Source organism: Vreelandella aquamarina, from assembly GCF_900110265.1.
In the GTDB taxonomy this organism is placed as follows: Bacteria; Pseudomonadota; Gammaproteobacteria; order Pseudomonadales; family Halomonadaceae; genus Vreelandella; species Vreelandella aquamarina.
Genome location: NZ_FODB01000027.1, coordinates 14,960 through 32,327, shown reverse-complemented (window position 1 = coordinate 32,327; position 17,368 = coordinate 14,960). Strand labels below are relative to the sequence as shown.

Here is a 17,368-nt window from a genome sequence, read left to right as displayed (position 1 = left end):
ATAAGCGTCATCAAAATGTCACAAAACCGTGTTACGGTGCCCGCCGACACAGAAGTGTCATGAAAGCGTCACAATAGATGTTCACCAACAGGGCAGATTGCTCATGTCGAATCTCGGACCTTCACAAGATCGTCCTGCGCTGGCTCGCCAAGCGCCTCACGAAGTGCCCGCCTGGCTAAGAGGTATCTACGCTGGCTTGTGCTTGTATCTGTTCCTGGCTGCTCTGAACGTTTTGGGTGCGGGGTTAGGCACCTTCGGCAGCGACAGCGACGTTCTGACCCGCGCTTTCGCCTATGGCCAGAACCCCTTCATCGCCTTGATGGCGGGCGTGCTGGTCACCATGGTCGTGCAAAGCTCCTCGTTCACCTCGGCGCTGATCGTGACCCTGGTGGCCAGTGGCGAAATGACCCTGGGCACGGCGGTGTTCGCTATCATGGGGGCCAACATCGGCACGGCCGTCACGGGCGTCATCGTGGCGCTGGCCAACGTGCGCATCAAGCGTAACTTCCGCCGCTCGTTCACCGCGGCGCTGATGCACGACCTGTTCAACATCCTCACGGTGCTGCTGATCTTCCCGGTGGAGTGGCTGACCGGCATGTTCCACGAGCGCGGCTACGGCATCTTCACCCGCCTGGCCGCATGGCTGGCGGACCTGATTGGCCTGGAAGAAGTCGCCCGCCCCAACAGCCCGATCAAGACCATTACCGCTCCGGTGGTGGATGCCGCTAACTGGCTGGGCGCGGCGCTGATGCCCACCACCGCCGCCGCTGGGCTGATGGTGGCTGGCATCGGCCTGCTGCTGATGTTCGCCGCCCTGGTGTTCATGGTGCAGAACCTGCGCGGCGCGCTGCTGCGCCATATGGATGGCCTGTTCCGTACCTACTTCTTCCGTACCGATGCGCGGGCCTACGGCGTGGGCGTGATCTCGACCGTGCTGGTGCAGTCCAGCTCGATCACCAGCAGCCTGATGGTGCCGCTGGCGGGGGCAGGGGTGGTGCGCCTGCGCCGTGTGCTGCCGTTCATGATGGGGGCCAACCTGGGTACCACCGTGACCAGCCTACTGGCGGCGACCGCCAACCCGATTGCGGCGGCGATGACGGTGGCGCTGTTTCACGTTATCTTCAACCTTACCGGCACCGCGATCTGGTGGCCGCTGCGGGTCATTCCGTTGCGCATTGCCACCTGGTATGGACGCCTGGCAGGGCAGCACATTCGCTATGCGTTCCTGTTCCTGATCGGTGTGTTCCTGATCGTGCCGCTGGTGGGCATCACGCTGACCGAATTCTTTATCCGCCTGCGCTAAGCGCGGCCAGTTGAGGGGTTTCCCCATGTTCAAACAGCTTTTTAGTGCGCTTACCTCGGAAACCAGCATCGACCAGGCCTACGCGGACCTGACCCAAATGCTGGAGCATGGCGCCTGGATGTTCTCACGGGCCAACGAGGTGCTGTACAGCACCGTGGCCGCCGAGGACGTACGCACGCCCCTGTACGAGCGCGACGTGGCGGTCAACGAGCTGGAGCGCTCGATTCGCCGCAAGGTGCTGCGCCACCTGACCGTCAACCCCGGCCACGACGTGGCCATTTGCCTGGCGTTGATGAGCGTGGCCAAGGACGCCGAGCGTATCGGCGACTACTGCAAGAACGTCTTCGAGGTAGGCGTGTTCTACACCGAAGGCTTCCATGTAGACCGTTACCAGAAGCCCCTGGACAGCATCTCCGAGCGCTTGCGAGGGCTGTTTAGCGAGCTGATTGCGGCCACGCGCAACTCCGATGAGCAAAAGGCCCACGGCGTCATCACCGCCACCCGGGAGATTCGTCACATCAGCGACGAGCTGATCGAATCCCTACTGCGGGAAGAGGACAGCATCGAGTTCCACGAAGCCGTGGCCTACTCGCTGCTGGCGCGCCACTACAAGCGTGTGGCCTCGCACCTGGCCAACATCGCCACGGCGGTGACGGGCCGCCTGGAAGACCTCGACTTCCCCAGCGAAGCCGACGACCACGCGCTGGACTAAACCGCCCGCACCGCACCACAGTGGGCTTCGCCCAGGCCAACGCAGAGGGCCACCTTCAGCAGATCATCGCAGGATGGTTTGCTGGGGCGGCCCTCAAAACGTTATAATAGGCGATTAACTTTTTACGCCCCATCTTCCCACTTCTCAATGGGTGTTGCCGCTATGCTACGTATGGCCCAAGAAGCGCTTACGTTCGATGACGTACTCCTCGTTCCCGGCTTCTCCGACGTTCTGCCAAAGGATGTCAGCCTCAAAACCCGCCTGACCCGCAATCTCTTCCTGAATATTCCCCTGCTTTCCGCTGCAATGGACACTGTCACCGAAGCGCGTCTAGCAATTGCGATGGCTCAGGAAGGCGGCATCGGCATCATCCATAAGAACATGACCATGGCGCAACAGGCCGCTGAAGTGCGCAAGGTGAAGAAGCACGAAAGCGTCATCGTCAAAGACCCGGTCACCGTGAGCCCCAAAGCCAAGCTGGAAGACCTGCTGGCCATGGCCCGCGAAAACGGCTTCTCCGGCTTCCCAGTGGTAGAAGGTGAAACCCTGGTAGGCATCGTGACCGAGCGCGACATGCGCTTCCAGCCTAACGTGGGCGACAGCGTTGCCGACATTATGACTCCCCGCGAGCGGCTGGTAACAGTGAAAGAAGGCACCGACCTTGAAACTAGCAAAGCCAAGATGCGCGAACACCGCATCGAGAAAATGCTGATTGTCGATGACGCCTTCCACCTGCGCGGCCTGGTGACTTTCCAAGACATCGAAAAAGCCCGTACCTACCCGATGGCCGCTAAAGATAGCGACGGCCGCCTGCTAGTAGGCGCAGCGGTCGGCACCGGCCCGGAAACCCCGGACCGCGTAGCCGCACTGGCCGAAGCCGGCGTTGACGTGATCATCGTCGATACCGCCCACGGCCACTCCCAAGGCGTGATTGACCGCGTTCGCTGGATCAAAGAGCACTTCCCCGAGATTCAAGTGATCGGCGGCAACATCGCCACCGCCGCCGCTGCCAAAGCGCTGGCCGAAGCAGGCGTAGACGCCGTGAAAGTAGGCATCGGCCCCGGCTCTATCTGCACCACGCGTATTGTGGCAGGCGTTGGCGTACCGCAAATCACCGCCGTTTCCAACGTAGCCGAAGCGCTGAAAGAGTTCGACATTCCGCTGATTGCCGATGGCGGCGTACGCTTCTCTGGCGACTTGGCGAAAGCCATTGCCGCTGGCGCAAGCGCCGTGATGGTGGGTGGCCTGCTGGCCGGTACCGAAGAAGCACCGGGCGAAGTTGAGCTTTACCAAGGCCGTACCTACAAAGCCTACCGTGGCATGGGCTCCATGGGTGCCATGTCGCAGAGCCAGGGCAGCGCCGACCGCTACTTCCAGGACAAGGACGCCGGAGCCGAAAAGCTGGTGCCGGAAGGCATCGAAGGCCGCGTACCCTACAAGGGCATGATGAGCGCCATCGTTCACCAGCTGATGGGCGGCCTGCGCGCCTCCATGGGTTACACCGGCTGTCGCGACATTCAGGAAATGCGCACCAAGCCCGAGTTCGTACAGATTACCGGCGCTGGCTTTAACGAGTCCCACGTTCACGACGTGCAGATCACCAAAGAAGCCCCCAACTATCGGGTGAGCTAACCAGCGCTTTAAGTTACACGGCGGCGGGCATTGCCCCGCCGCTTGCTTTTTAGCCAATGCGGCCGTTCCGCGTTATAGAGGCTCCGCCATGAGTGACATTCACGCCCATAAGATCCTGATTCTCGACTTTGGCTCCCAGTACACCCAGCTGATCGCCCGCCGGGTACGTGAAATCGGCGTATTCTCTGAAATCCGCGCCTTCGATATCACCGAAGAAGAGATTCGCGAATACAACCCTAACGGCATCATCCTGGCCGGTGGCCCGGAATCCGTCACCGAGCTGGATTCCCCCCGCGCCCCACAGTGCGTGTTTGAAATGGGCCTGCCGGTATTTGGTATCTGCTACGGCATGCAAACCATGGCCGAGCAGCTAGGCGGCAAGGTAGAAGGCTCTAACCAGCGTGAGTTTGGCTACGCCCAGATTCAAATCGACGCCGAGACCGCGCTGTTCAAAGACATCAAAGACCACGTAGACGCCGCCACCGGCAACGCGCTGCTGGATGTATGGATGAGCCACGGCGATAAAGTCGCCAAAGCCCCCGACACCTTCACCGTGACCGCCTCTACCCCGAGCTGTCCGATTGCGGCCATGGCCTGGGAAGAGAAGCAGTTCTACGGCGTACAGTTCCACCCGGAAGTGACCCACACCCTACAGGGCCAGCGGATTCTTGAGCACTTCGTGCTGGATATCTGTAAAGCCGAGAAACTGTGGACCCCTGCCCAAATCATCGAAGACCAAGTACAGCGCGTACGCGAGCAAGTCGGCGACCGCCACGTACTGCTGGGCCTTTCCGGCGGCGTCGACTCTTCCGTTGTGGCTGCGCTGCTGCACAAAGCGATTGGCGACCAGCTCACCTGCGTATTCGTCGATAACGGCCTGCTACGTAAAAACGAAGGCGACCAAGTGATGGAAACCTTCGCCAAGCACATGGGCGTGAAGGTGATCCGCGTGGACGCCGAAGAGCTGTTCCTCAGCAAGCTGGAAGGCGAGAAAGACCCGGAAGCCAAGCGCAAAATCATCGGCAACACCTTTATCGACGTGTTCGATGAAGAAGCCAGCAAAATTGAAGGCGTGGAGTTCCTGGCACAGGGCACCATCTACCCGGACGTGATCGAATCCGCCGCCTCGAAAACCGGCAAAGCGCACGTGATCAAATCCCACCACAACGTGGGTGGCCTGCCGGAAACCATGAAGCTCAAGCTCGTCGAGCCGCTGCGCGAACTGTTCAAAGACGAAGTGCGCAAACTCGGCCTCGAACTCGGCCTGCCCTACGATATGGTCTACCGTCACCCATTCCCTGGCCCCGGCCTGGGCGTGCGCATTCTCGGCGAAGTGAAGAAAGAGTACGCCGACATTCTGCGCGACGCGGATGCCATCTACATCGAAGAACTGCGCGCCGCCGGTTGGTACGAAAAAACCAGCCAAGCCTTCGCCGTGTTCCTGCCGGTGAAATCCGTAGGCGTGGTTGGCGACGGCCGCCGCTACGAATGGGTCATCGCGCTCCGCGCCGTCGAAACCATCGACTTCATGACCGCCCGCTGGGCGCACCTGCCCTACGAGCTGCTGGAGAAGGTTTCCAACCGGATTATCAACGAGTTGGAAGGCGTTTCGCGGGTGACTTATGATGTGAGCAGTAAGCCGCCTGCTACGATTGAGTGGGAGTAGCCGGCAACGACGGGCACTCTCTGGTAACCGTCTGTCAATGACAGGCGTTCATTCAACCCGGCGCCATTGCCGGGTTGTTTGTTTTTGGACTTTGATTAATTACCTGGAATTACCCGGTTTTTCTATTTGAACCTCAGTGCATCCACCAGCAAGCGAAACAGCGGGGATGATTGACGGCGACTCGGGTAATACAGGTAATAGCCGTCATAGGTGGTAAACCAGTCATTCAACAGACTGACCGGTTTTCCGCTGTGCAGTTCTTCTCTCACCATTGCGGTCGGCGCCCACGCTGGAAAAATGCCCCTGTTACAGAACGTTCAGGAGAGTTTTTGGAACCGGGTGTCAGCCGCTCGAAACCGGAGTAGCCGACAAATTCCGCAATATGCCGCATTGCTCGACTGTCCGACGGTTTGAACAGCTGCGGCGCAGCATTCTCAGTTGCTCGTTCAGTTTGGTTAGTTCCTGGATACGCGCCTCCACCTGCTCGATATGCCTATCCATCATCCGATTCACGTCATCACATTGTGCGCCGGGGGAACGGCTTAATCCCAATAATTGCCGGATCTCCGGCAAACTGAGATCCAGGCTGCGACAGTGCTTGATGAACAGTAATTGCTCAACGGCAACTTCATCGTACAGGCGAAAATTACCTTCACTGCGTTCTGCGGAGGCAATCAATTGTTCCTTTTCATAATGCCGGATGGTTTGCACGGAGCAGCCAGTCACTTTCGACAGTTCGCCGATTTTTATCATCTCTCAATATTCCGATTGACTCTATAGTTGTTATAGAGTTTATAGTGACCGTCTGTACATTCTCAAGGGCTTTTTTCGATGTCTGACCCGTGTAATGACAACTGCCAGAGCAACAAGATTGCCAGTGCCCCCACTTCTGGGATAGCGAATACTGATACGGCTTTTCAACATGGCTATGTCAGTGACTACCGGGTACCAAAAATGGACTGCCCGTCGGAAGAGGGGATGATCCGCATGGCTCTGGACAGTATTGAGCCCCGGGTTTTACTGGAGTTCGATACACCGAATCGGAAGGTGCGGGTATTCCATGGCGACAATGGGGCTGCCATCGAGGAGAGGATGCGTTCCCTGGGGCTGGGTGCCACGCTCGAAAAAACCACCCCGGCGGGGGAAGAGGATTTAGTCCTGGCCAGGGAGAAGGAAGAGGCAACCGCCCAGGTCGAAGCCGGTATACTGAAGTGGTTGCTGGCCATCAACGGCGTTATGTTCGTGGTTGAACTGACGGTAGGCTGGCTGGCGCAATCCACTGGCTTGATAGCGGATTCTTTGGACATGTTTGCTGATGCCGCGGTCTATGGCGTCGCCCTCTATGCGGTGGCGAACAGCCTTCGCACCAAGCTGCGCGCGGCGCATTTGTCAGGCTGGCTGCAGTTGATTCTGGCGCTGGGAGTCCTGGCTGAAGTCGGGCGGCGATTTGTTTTCGGCAGCGAACCCGTATCCGCGTTAATGATGGGTTTTGGTCTTGTGGCCCTGGCGGCCAACGTCTGGTGTCTGGTGCTTATCGCAAGAAACCGGCACGGCGGCGCACACATGAAAGCAAGTTGGATCTTTTCCGCTAACGATGTCATCGCCAATGTGGGCGTTATCGTCGCCGGTGTATTGGTCGCCTGGACGGGTTCCCGTTATCCCGACCTGGTTATTGGTCTGATCATCGGGCTGATTGTGCTGAATGGCGCCCGGCGAATTCTGCAACTGCGCTATTAGTCTCTGGTCCTTTCTCGCTGCTCGGATTCATGCCGGCAAAATTCCGCGCCTGGGCGGCCTATTAAAATAGTCGCCGCTCTCGCCGATGCTTATGGAGAATTTTCTGTCAACCGTGCCCATAGGTGTGGGCATCCTTGTGCATGTGGTCCGGGTGCTCGAATTCCAGTGTTGAATGACGTATGTTGAATTCCTGCGCCAGAGCCTGTTTTATCCTGTATTTGATATTCTCAAGCTGATCCCATGCACTTTCCTCGATAATCACATGGGCCTCCAGCGAGGCATCGTGTTCGCCCATCTGCCAAAAATGCACATGGTGAAGGTCGATAACGCCTTCGATGTTGGAGAGGGCAACAATGACGGCATCGGTATCGATGTCCACCGGGCTACCCAGCATGAGTGTTCTGATGGTGCCGCCGATTTCTGTCAGGCCCAGGTAGAGAATATAGCCCGCGATACCGATGGTGATGGCAGGATCAACCCAGCGCATGTCGTAGAGCAAAATAAGAGTCCCGCCAATGACCACGGCGACCGACGCGAGTGCATCCGACAGATTGTGAAGAAACAGTGCACGGATATTGACGCTGTCTTTCTGCATCGAATAGGTGAGCAACGCTGTCAAGGCGTCCACAGCCAGAGCGATACCACCAAGCCAGACGACCCACCAGCCCTTTACCTCTGGAGGATCGATTATCCGCATGCCACCTTCGTAAACCAGGTAGATCCCGATAATGATCAAGGTAGTGTAGTTGATGAGAGCTGCAACGATTTCAATGCGTCCGTAGCCAAAGGTCATCCTTGCGTCAGCCTGGCGGCGCGCAATTTTTTGCGCCGCGAACGCGATGACGAGTGCGGCCATGTCAGAGAAGTTATGCAAGGCGTCCGCGATAAGGGCGAGACTGCCGGCAAAGATACCTCCCCCAATCTGAGCCAGGGTCAGGATCCCGTTCGCCCAGATGGCGATGGCAACGCGTTTATCCTTGGTCTCGGGGGGTATATGCACATGGTCGTGACTCATTGGGTTAACCTAGTTGGTGGCTATTTATAAAGAGGCATCTGCTGTATTCAGCTTACTCTGTGCCTGGTCGCCTGTACCTTGGCGACTTTGTGGATTTTGGGCCATTGGCTACTCATCCATTTTGACAGTTTTCAGGAGTTCCGCAAGGCTGTCTTCGGCCGCTTTTTTGTTCGGGAATGGCCCGATATTTTGACCTTCACGGGTTAAAAAATACCAGTCACTGTTGATGGCGTGGATGCGATGTGTTCGAAAGGGTGAGGCTTCTTTCAAGTCATCTATTCGTTGCTTGGGTGGATCGTTCATAGTCTTTCCAGGATATAAACCGCAATAAAAGAACATTGAAAAAATCATGGGGAGATTCCCCCCCCCACGATGGAGTGTTGGTTAACTATCAGTGTCGTGATTAATGTCGCCTGTGGGCGTGGAGTTACTGGCACTTCTGCCATGCAACAGCGCATAGAGCACAGGGAGTACAAACAACGTCAACAGGGTGGACGAGATAATCCCGCCGATCACCACGGTCGCCAGAGGACGCTGTACTTCGGCACCGGTGCCGGTATTGAGTGCCATGGGTACAAAGCCGAGGCTTGCTACCAGGGCGGTCATCAATACCGGCCGTAAGCGGATCAGGGCGCCTTCGACAATGGCCTTCATCAGGTCACCCTGCTCGTGCCACAGATCGCGGATAAAGGCGATCATCACCAAGCCGTTTAACACCGCCACCCCGGAGAGGGCGATAAAGCCAACACCCGCCGAGATCGACAGGGGCATGTCTCGCAGCCACAGGGACAGAACCCCGCCGGTGAGGGCCAGTGGCACGCCGGTGAAGATGATCAAGGCATCTTTGAGGGAGCCGAAGGCCATCACCAAGAGTGCGAGGATGATGGCGAGGGTCACGGGCACCACGATGGCAAGCCGCTGACTGGCGGACTGCAGTTGCTCGAAGGTCCCGCCGTAATCCAGCCAGTATCCGGCGGGTAGGTCCACGTCGTCCGCAATGCGCGCCTGTGCTTCCTCGACAAATCCGCCCAGGTCGCGGTCCCGCACGTTGGCGGTGACCACCACCCGACGCTTGCCGTTTTCCCGGCTGATCTGGTTGGGCGCCGGAGCCAGCTCCAGCTCGGCCACTTCCGACAGGGGCACATAGCCACCGTCCGGCAGGGGGACAGGTAGGTCCGCGAGGCTGTCCACATCCCGGCGGATGTCTTCGGGAAGACGCACCACCAACTGGAAGCGGCGGTCGCCTTCGTAAATCAGGCCGGCGTTTTCGCCCCCGACACCGGCTGCCACCAGATCCTGGAGATCATCCACGGTCAGCCCGTAGCGGGATAGCGCCATGCGCTTGGGGTGTACCGACAGCATGGGCAGGCCGGTCACCTGTTCGACCCGGGCATCGGCGGCGCCCTCCATGGATTCCACAACCTCAAGGACGTCGTTGGCCGATGCCAGCAGCTGATCCAGGTCATCGCCGAACACCTTGATGCCGAGGTCGGCGCGCACGCCGGAGATCAGTTCGTTGAAGCGCATTTCTATGGGCTGGGTGAACTCATACTTGTTGCCGGGAAGCATTTCCACCGCTGCTGCCATTTCCGCCACCAGTTCATCCTTGGTTTTGTCTGGGTTCGGCCATTGGCTGCGGGGCTTCAAGATAACAAAGTTGTCCGCTACGCTGGGGGGCATGGGGTCGGTGGCCACTTCCGGCGTGCCGATCTTGGCGAACACCTTGTCCACCTCCCCAAAGGCCTTCAGCCGTTCTTCCAGCTGCGATTGCATCTCGATGGACTGCTCCAACCCGGTGCCCGGGATGCGCAGGGCATGGAGTGCAATATCCCCTTCATCCAGTTGTGGAATAAATTCCGACCCCAGGGTGGTCGCCAGCCAGAGACAGACCGCTACCAGCGTGGTCGCGCCGCCCAACACCAGCCAGCGGAACCTCATAGCCACCCGCAGCGCAGGCCTGTAGAGCGATTTAGCACCGCTGATTACCGGGCTTTCCTTTTCGCTGATCTTGCCCCCCATAAAGACCGCAACAGCGGCGGGCACCACGGTCAGTGACAGCACCATGGCCGCCAGCAGTGCCATTACGACAGTGGCCGCCATGGGGTGGAACATCTTGCCCTCGACCCCGGTGAGAGCAAAGATCGGCAGGTACACCACAGTAATGATGGCGACACCAAACAGGCTGGGACGAATCACTTCGTTGGTGGCCTCGAACACCAATTGCAGACGTTCCTTGAGGGCCAACTGACCCTGGTGCTGGGCCTGGGACAGGCGCCGGATACAGTTCTCGACGATGATGACCGCGCCGTCGACGATCAGGCCGAAATCCAGCGCCCCCAGACTCATCAAATTGGCGGATACGCCAGACCGCACCATACCGGTGATGGTGGCGAGCATCGAAAGCGGAATGACAGCTGCCGTGATCAAGGCGGCGCGCAGGTTGCCCAGCAACAGAAACAGCACCACGATCACCAGCAGTGCCCCTTCAAGCAGGTTCTTCTCCACCGTGGCAATCGCCTTGTCCACCAGGGCTGTGCGGTCGTATACCGCCTCCACCTTGACGCCGTCGGGCAGGGAGGGCTGAATGGCCTCCAGCTTTTCGGCCACCGCCTGTGCTACCGCCCGGGAATTTTCCCCCACCAGCATCATGGCGGTGCCCATCACCGTTTCCTTGCCGTCGCGGGTGGCGGCTCCGGTGCGCAGCTCCTTGCCAATGGCCACTTCAGCTACATCGGCTACCCGGACTGGCGCACCATCCCGGTTGGCAATCACCACCTGTTCAATATCGCCAATGGTGGCCAGCTGCCCGGGCGAGCGCACCAACAGCTGTTGGCCGTTGCGTTCGATATAGCCGGCGCCGCGATTGGTGTTATTGGCCCGCAGGGCGCTGACCAGTTCATCCACCGTGATGCCGAACTCCAGCAACCGTTGGGGCGACGGCGTGACGTGGTACTGCTTGTCGTAGCCGCCAATGGTGTTGACTTCGATCACGCCGGGCACCTGGGCCAACTGGGGTTTGATGATCCAGTCCTGGATCTCCCGCAGTGCCGTAGCGTCCAGCGGACTGCCATCCGCTTGAGCGGCGCCGGGCAGGGCTTCTACGGTGTACATGAAGATCTCGCCAAGACCGGTGGCGATGGGACCCATCTCCGGCTCCAGCCCGGGGGGCAGCGCGCTCTTGATGGCGCCCAATCGCTCATTGATCAGATTGCGGGCGAAATAGATGTCCGTGCCTTCCTCGAACACCACCGTGACCTGGGACAGGCCGTAGCGGGACAGGGACCGGGTATAGGACAGGTTGGGCAGGCCGTACAAGGCCGTTTCCACCGGGAAGGTGATGCGTTGCTCTGCCTCCAGGGGCGAATAGCCCGGTGCCTCGGTGTTGATCTGTACCTGGACATTGGTGATATCCGGCACCGCGTCGATGGGCAGGCGCTGAAAACTCCACACGCCCACGCCGACCAGCACCAGAATAAGGGATAACATTAAAAACCGTCGCTCTACCGAGAGACGTAAGATGGCATTGATCATCATAGCCTCCTGGTTAGTGGTCGTGGGATGCGCCGGATTTTTCGATATCGGCCTTGATCAAATAACTGTTTTCCACCACATAGCGATCGCCTGCTTGCAGGCCGCCCAGTACCTCAGTCAGGTTGCCGTCGCTGCGGCCCAGCTCCAGTGGGCGGATCTCGTAGGTGTCATCCACCTGAATAAACACCACGGTCCAGTCCCGGAAGGATTGCAGGGCGCGGTTGTCAACCACCAAGGGGGCCTCCACCGTTTCCACCACGATATCCCCGGCCACCAGCAAACCGGGGGTCAGCAGTCCCTCGGCATTGTCGACTTCGACCCGGGCCAGGGTGTAGGGCGCGTTGCCGGGTGCCGGCAGCAGGTGGCGGATGGTGCCTTCCCGGTCAATGCCGTCAGCCTTCAGTCGGACTTTCTGGCCAATGGCAACCTCGGCCCGTTGGCCGGGGAAGACCTTGAATTCCGCCCACAGAGTGGTCAAATCGGCAATGGCGAATAGGGGTTGCTCCCCGGTCATTTCTCCGTTGCTGATCCGACGCTCAATGACGATCCCGTCGATGGGCGCTCGCAGTGCGTAGGTTTGCAGGCTTTCGTTGGACTCGACTTGAGCGAGCACGTCACCACGCTCGACCCGATCGCCCAGATTGACCTTCACCTGGCTGACCACGCCCGGGAAACGGGCGCGGATCCGGGCAATCTGCTGCGGTGCCGTGGTCAGGCTGCCGTAGGTGGTGAGGCTGCGCTCGATGGCACTCGGCCCGGCTGCGGCCGTTGTGATACCCGCTTTTCGGGCGATAGCCGGGGCGATCCGGGTGCGACCTTCGTGGGATTCCCAGTGCCAGCGGTAGTTCTTGCCGTCCATGGCGAGGCTCACTTCTACGTCGAAGGAGTGGGGTTCGGTCACCACGCCATCCCCCAGCCAGTAGTCCCCCTGGTAGGCGAAGTCGAAGGTGTCCACTTGCCCACCCAGGCGGGTGAGCTGGACATTGAGGTCAATATCATCAGTAACGGCGCGGCCATCCCTGGTGACCCAGGCCCGGTATTCCGGTGGGACCCCCTGCTCGAAGATCTGCAGTTCGACGGTGGCGTCGTTCTGTTGCAGCAGTATGCCGCCGTTAGGCCCCTTGACCTCTGCCTGCGATTCGTCGTGTTGTTCCTCGGCAGCTTGTAAGGGGCTGATGGCAAGGCAGGTGGCCACCAGAATCAGACAGAGTTGTTTTATCAGTTGCATGGTGTGAATCCTGAATTTGTGGGTTAGCGCGTCGGGGCGCCCGGAACAGTCGCGAGTGGCTGCGCCGTAAGTTGTTCGATCAACGCCTGGTTGAGCAGCGCCGTGGTGGCGGCGTCGACCAATGCCTGCCGTGCTGAGAGCAGCTCCCGCTGTGCGGCGGTCCACTCCACATAGCTGTAGCGGCCGTTTTCATAGGCTTCGCGGGTCTGAGTGAGTGCCTCGGTCAGGTCGGGAAGCATTTGGCTGCGAATCTGCTCAACAGTCTCGATACTTTGTTGCCGCAAGTGGTAGGCGTCGAACAGGCGCGAATGGAGGCGCAGCAGGGTATCCTCCCGGCGGAATCGGACCTCATCCCGCGCCGCCAGGGCGGCCTGCACCTCGCCGCGATTGCGCCGTCCGGAAAAGAGCGGTACCGAGAGCCCAGCGGTCAAGCCCGTATCATCCGTCTCCTCGAAACGCCGGACGCCCACCTGCCAACGGATGTCGCTTTCGGACTGGCTGCGCGCCAGCTGAATCTCCGCTTCGCGGATACGCTGTTCGCTCGCGTAGATTTGAATGGCTGGGCTGTCGCTGACCCGCTGGTACAGGGCATCGAAGTTGTCGGATGAACCGAACTGGAACAGATCGCCTTCCAGCATTTGAAAGTCCGGGCTGGTATCGCCCCACAGGGAAGCCAGAGCCATTTTCCGGCTCTCGTAGGCGGCTCGAAGACGGGACTGCTCAATACGACTCTGGGTGAGCGCGGCCCTGGCGCGCAGGACTTCGGCCTGGGGCGCCGCGCCCCTGTCGGCGCGACGGGTGACGATCTCGTGGGTGGCCTCGGCCAGCGCCACGGCTTCAGCGGCGAGTTGGAGTTTTTCCTGCAGGGCCAGGGTGGCGACAAAGCGCTGGGTCACCTGTCCGAGCACATCCAGGGTCTCGGCCCGGCGCTCGGCCTCGACGCGCCCGTATCGTGAGTCAACCACGCTGACGCGGGCCTGACGCTTGCCGCCAAGTTCGAGAAGCGATGACAGGGATAGGGTGTACTCTGCCCCGTCAACTCCTCGCAGATTGTCGCTGCCGAGGAAGTTTTCCACTCCCAGGCCGGCCTCCAGGGCAGGATTTTGATCTGCCGTGATGCGTCGGCCATCAAGACCCTGAAGGCGAAAATCGAAGACCTGGAGGCCGGGGTTTTGTGCCATGGCCCGCGAGAGAGCTTTGGACAGAGTGAGCGGTTTCTCCCCGGCGAGTGCCAGGGTAGAACCAAATGCCAGCGTTAGAAGGCAAAAGGCATGGATAATAGAGTGGCACGGCATTGCGCGCCGCCCGTTTTTTACGGGCATTCTGAAAAGCATGGGACTGCTCCTACGAAAGTCTAAATGACAGTTGTTCCCCGGGTGGGGAAGGTATTCGCAGGGTCAGGAAATGGGAGGGCGGAAAAGGGAGGATTGAACCCCGGTGGTGAAGTTGGCTTGGTAGTCGGACTGTACTATTCCCGCGGTCAGGGTGAAAATATTGGTGAGGGTTCCCATCAATACCATGTGAAAGGAGCTATGGCTATGATGGCAATGGTCGGCTGAATGACTGGGGTTGTCGGGAGACGACTTGGTTGCCTGATTTTCGCTGGAAAAATCCGCTGATTCGTGTGAATGCGCATCATAATGTGGCATTGCGGGGTTGTGCGGCTGTGCCTCATAGGCAATAGACACCACTGATTGCAAAGCAATCAACAGCGTTATTACCATTATGAAACAGCGTTTAACCATGCAAGTGGTCCCGGAATTGGAATTTGACCGTGAGCCTAGCAGAAAGGCAACCACATGGAAAGGACTGGACTCCCATGGCGTTACGTGAGTCCGTAGTGGGCTGCCCTGAGTGGCGGGCGATTGCACCGACCAACCGCAGTTCGTCTATGTGGCTGCCGCCGGGGGCAGCCGGGCCGGGATCAATATGGTTGGCGGCGACGTTATGTTCGATCTTCGCGCCATGCCGGTGGTCATGGCGATGCGGGCCAATATGACCGTGCAGGAATTGGCTGAAGAGCTGTTTCCCTACCGGACCACAGTGGAAGGGCTCAAGCACTGCGCCCAGACTTTTACCAAGGACGTGACTCAATTGTCCTGTTGTGCCGGGTAAGGCTGCGTTCCCGGCTCAGTCGGAATGCCTGATCAGGTGCGGCAGCCAGCGCAGATACGCGACCATACCGAACAACTCGACCAGGGATTGGAAAACAATGACAACGACAGCGGCCCGCCAGGGTTCCGGCAGTGACAGGGCCAGCGGCAGCATGACGAAGGAGTTGCGGGTACCAAAGCTGAAGGTGAGGGTGCGGCCGATAGTGGGCGTGAACCCGAATAGCTCACTGAGCCCCTTGCCGATGGTAGCGGCGGCAACCAGATAAAGTACAAAAACCACAAGCGCCGACCACAGCAGGGCGCCATTGTCGATCACCAGGCTGACCTGGGAGCCGGCAATTAGAAACACCACCAATGCCAGCAACGGCACGGGCAGCCACCCAAGCCAGTCCACCAGTGTTTGCGCGCGCGGGTGCTTTTCCGTCAACCGTTCGGTAATCCAGGCCAGGATCAGCGGGGTGACAATCAATCCGAAGAATGCCGGCAGCAAGTGGCTGCCAACCGCCAGTTCAATGGCGATATTGCCCATGAAGAGCCAGATATAAATGGGTAGCAAAATGAGCTGGACCAGCAGAAGGATCGGCGCGGCCGCTATGGCCCTGGCACCGTCCCCACCACCGAGATGGGTAAAACTGATAAACCAGTCCGTACAGGGCACCAGCAGTACCAGCAGTACGCCGAGACGAATAGCGGGATCATCCGGTAACAGCCACAACAGAAGACCAACGACCACCGGTATCAGGATAAAATTGCCCGTCAGCAAAGCGGCCAGAAAGCGGCGATCACGAAATGCCGACCTGAGATGTATCAGTGGTACCTGAGTGAAAGTGGTGTACAGGAGAACGCCCAGTGCGGGCCAAAGCAGCGCTTCCCAATGACGGGTCTGCTCTGATGACATCCAGCCGATGGTCATGCCGGCCAGGATGGCTAGGAGATAAAGCCAGACTTGATATCGCTCCAATTGTTCGCGCATTTAAGGCTGTTCCCGCTGTTTTTTCGAGGGCACGATAGTATCATTGGGGCGCAATGAACTCCCGACACTTGCCCTGAGCATTTCGGCAGGCTTCGAGGGGGACTGAAATCTCTTTAGGTTGGGTCGGGAGAGATACGGTAAAATGGTTAGCGTCAGCGTTATACCTTTTTTCTGACAGTAGCGGGGATGGGCGTCTCCACAGGGTTGGTGGCTTTTTACCCGGTTTGGCTGGTTCTGACCCTGTTGAGAGGAGCTGTCAGTAAAAAATGAAATTATTTTTAAGGAATTTCTGAGCATGGTATTTATCATGGTGTTACCGATTATCAGTATAATAAGCCGTTGAAAATAAAAGACAAAAATGGCTTATTGATAATAGAGTGGGAGTGATCCTACGTCCAATTAGGGTAATGGTTAGCTAGACTCAACAAGGCCGCTCAACGATTGAGCGGCCTTTTGATTGCTGTGCTCTTCATGTTCATTAAAACGGATCACGCTTAGTACGCTACATCACCTGCCGATCCAGTTTGTATTCACTGCACCTTTCTTTCGAAGCTGATGCCATGAAAATCGACCTCTACCAAGTAGATGCTTTCGCCTCAAAACCCTTTGAAGGCAACCCAGCCGCCGTGTGCCCGCTGGAGGCGTGGTTGGATGATGCGCTGCTGCAGGCCATTGCAGCGGAGAATAACCTGTCCGAAACGGCGTTTTTCGTACCCACGGAAGCGGGCTATCACCTGCGCTGGTTTACGCCTTCGGTGGAGGTGGATCTTTGCGGCCACGCCACCTTAGCGGCGGCGTGGGTGGTGTTCCATGCCTTGGGCCTGGTGGCCGAAGCGGTGGCCTTTGAAACCAGGAGCGGTGTACTGACCGTTCGCCGTGAGGGCGATGTGCTGGTGATGGACTTCCCCGCAAAAACGCTCGCACCGCTAAACATGCACGCAGAGGTAGCCGCTACCCTGGGCGGTATCGAAATCGAGGAACTGCTGATCTCGGATGACATTGTGGTGGTCGTCGAGGAGGCGAGTGTGATTGATCGCCTTGCACCGGATATGCAGCGGCTTAAACAGTTACCAGGGCGAGGTGTGGCCGTTACCGCGAAAGGCGATGACGTGGATTTTGTGTCTCGCTGGTTTGGCCCCAAGGTCGGCGTGGAAGAAGACCCGGTGACCGGCTCGGCGCATACGTCGCTCGCACCTTACTGGGCAGCGCGTTTGGGTAAGCAAGCGCTGACTGCCCGCCAGGGTGGCGCACGTCTAGGTACGCTGATCTGCGTGTTAGAAGGCGAGCGCGTGATGATTAAAGGCTGCGTTGCGCCTTATCTCACGGGGCAAATCACGCTGCCTGAAAATGCTTCCTTAAGGTAGTACCCCTCACTCCATAGCGCGCTCCCTCGAAGGCCACTCTTCGAAGAGACACAGTGAGGGTAGGTCATGAAGGGAGCGAAACGACACTGCCCT

The 17,368-nt window shown here is 58.7% G+C and carries 15 protein-coding genes; 7 read left to right on the top strand and 8 right to left on the bottom strand.

The annotated features are described in order from the left end of the window. Positions 1–103: 103 nt before the first annotated feature. The 4 genes from BMY49_RS09200 (at position 104) to guaA (ending at position 5,313) form a co-directional block, all read left to right on the top strand. Positions 104–1,303: a sodium:phosphate symporter gene (locus tag BMY49_RS09200; RefSeq protein ID WP_074210981.1), complete on the top strand. Its 1,200-nt coding sequence runs from the start codon at positions 104–106 to the stop codon at positions 1,301–1,303. Between the two features lie 25 nt (positions 1,304–1,328). Then, entirely contained in the window at positions 1,329–2,015 is a 687-nt protein-coding gene (locus BMY49_RS09195; protein WP_058578694.1) for a phosphate signaling complex PhoU family protein, read from the top strand. Positions 2,016–2,177: 162 nt separating this feature from the next. Beyond that, complete coding sequence (guaB, locus tag BMY49_RS09190; protein ID WP_058578703.1) at positions 2,178–3,647, top strand: IMP dehydrogenase; 1,470 nt, start codon at positions 2,178–2,180, stop codon at positions 3,645–3,647. Between the two features lie 88 nt (positions 3,648–3,735). Next, complete coding sequence (gene guaA, locus BMY49_RS09185) at positions 3,736–5,313, top strand: glutamine-hydrolyzing GMP synthase (RefSeq protein ID WP_044630771.1); 1,578 nt, start codon at positions 3,736–3,738, stop codon at positions 5,311–5,313. Positions 5,314–5,655: 342 nt separating this feature from the next. Here guaA and cadR read toward each other — a convergent pair whose 3' ends face one another. Next, positions 5,656–6,066, bottom strand: a complete 411-nt coding sequence (gene cadR / locus BMY49_RS09175) for a Cd(II)/Pb(II)-responsive transcriptional regulator (RefSeq protein WP_170968092.1) — start codon at positions 6,064–6,066, stop codon at positions 5,656–5,658. 78 nt (positions 6,067–6,144) lie between these two features. Between cadR and BMY49_RS09170 the strand changes: the two genes are divergently transcribed. Then, complete coding sequence (locus BMY49_RS09170; protein WP_042924021.1) at positions 6,145–7,050, top strand: cation transporter; 906 nt, start codon at positions 6,145–6,147, stop codon at positions 7,048–7,050. Between the two features lie 106 nt (positions 7,051–7,156). Here BMY49_RS09170 and BMY49_RS09165 read toward each other — a convergent pair whose 3' ends face one another. From BMY49_RS09165 to BMY49_RS17205, 6 genes are all read right to left on the bottom strand, one after another. Further along, a complete protein-coding gene (locus BMY49_RS09165) occupies positions 7,157–8,065 on the bottom strand; it encodes a cation diffusion facilitator family transporter (protein ID WP_044630773.1) in 909 nt (302 codons plus the stop codon). Between the two features lie 108 nt (positions 8,066–8,173). Further along, on the bottom strand, positions 8,174–8,368 hold the full coding sequence (locus BMY49_RS09160) for a DUF6316 family protein (protein WP_044629833.1): 195 nt from the start codon (positions 8,366–8,368) through the stop codon (positions 8,174–8,176). Between the two features lie 81 nt (positions 8,369–8,449). Further along, the gene (locus BMY49_RS09155; RefSeq protein ID WP_062363111.1) at positions 8,450–11,596 is read right to left on the bottom strand and encodes an efflux RND transporter permease subunit; all 3,147 of its coding nucleotides are present in this window, start codon (positions 11,594–11,596) and stop codon (positions 8,450–8,452) included. Positions 11,597–11,609: 13 nt separating this feature from the next. After that, positions 11,610–12,824, bottom strand: a complete 1,215-nt coding sequence (locus BMY49_RS09150) for an efflux RND transporter periplasmic adaptor subunit (RefSeq protein WP_062363107.1) — start codon at positions 12,822–12,824, stop codon at positions 11,610–11,612. 23 nt (positions 12,825–12,847) lie between these two features. Then, complete coding sequence (locus BMY49_RS09145; RefSeq protein WP_062363104.1) at positions 12,848–14,158, bottom strand: TolC family protein; 1,311 nt, start codon at positions 14,156–14,158, stop codon at positions 12,848–12,850. A gap of 63 nt (positions 14,159–14,221) precedes the next feature. Further along, entirely contained in the window at positions 14,222–14,548 is a 327-nt protein-coding gene (locus BMY49_RS17205) for a hypothetical protein (RefSeq protein ID WP_137093405.1), read from the bottom strand. A 130-nt stretch (positions 14,549–14,678) separates the two neighbouring features. On the opposite strand from BMY49_RS17205, the gene BMY49_RS09135 reads away from it, so the two are divergent. After that, on the top strand, positions 14,679–14,939 hold the full coding sequence (locus tag BMY49_RS09135; protein ID WP_044629828.1) for a hypothetical protein: 261 nt from the start codon (positions 14,679–14,681) through the stop codon (positions 14,937–14,939). Between the two features lie 15 nt (positions 14,940–14,954). On the opposite strand, the gene BMY49_RS09130 is transcribed toward BMY49_RS09135, so the two are convergent. After that, on the bottom strand, positions 14,955–15,911 hold the full coding sequence (locus BMY49_RS09130; RefSeq protein ID WP_062363099.1) for an arsenic resistance protein: 957 nt from the start codon (positions 15,909–15,911) through the stop codon (positions 14,955–14,957). Between the two features lie 560 nt (positions 15,912–16,471). On the opposite strand from BMY49_RS09130, the gene BMY49_RS09125 reads away from it, so the two are divergent. Beyond that, the gene (locus tag BMY49_RS09125; protein WP_074210977.1) at positions 16,472–17,275 is read left to right on the top strand and encodes a PhzF family phenazine biosynthesis protein; all 804 of its coding nucleotides are present in this window, start codon (positions 16,472–16,474) and stop codon (positions 17,273–17,275) included. Positions 17,276–17,368 lie beyond the last annotated feature (93 nt).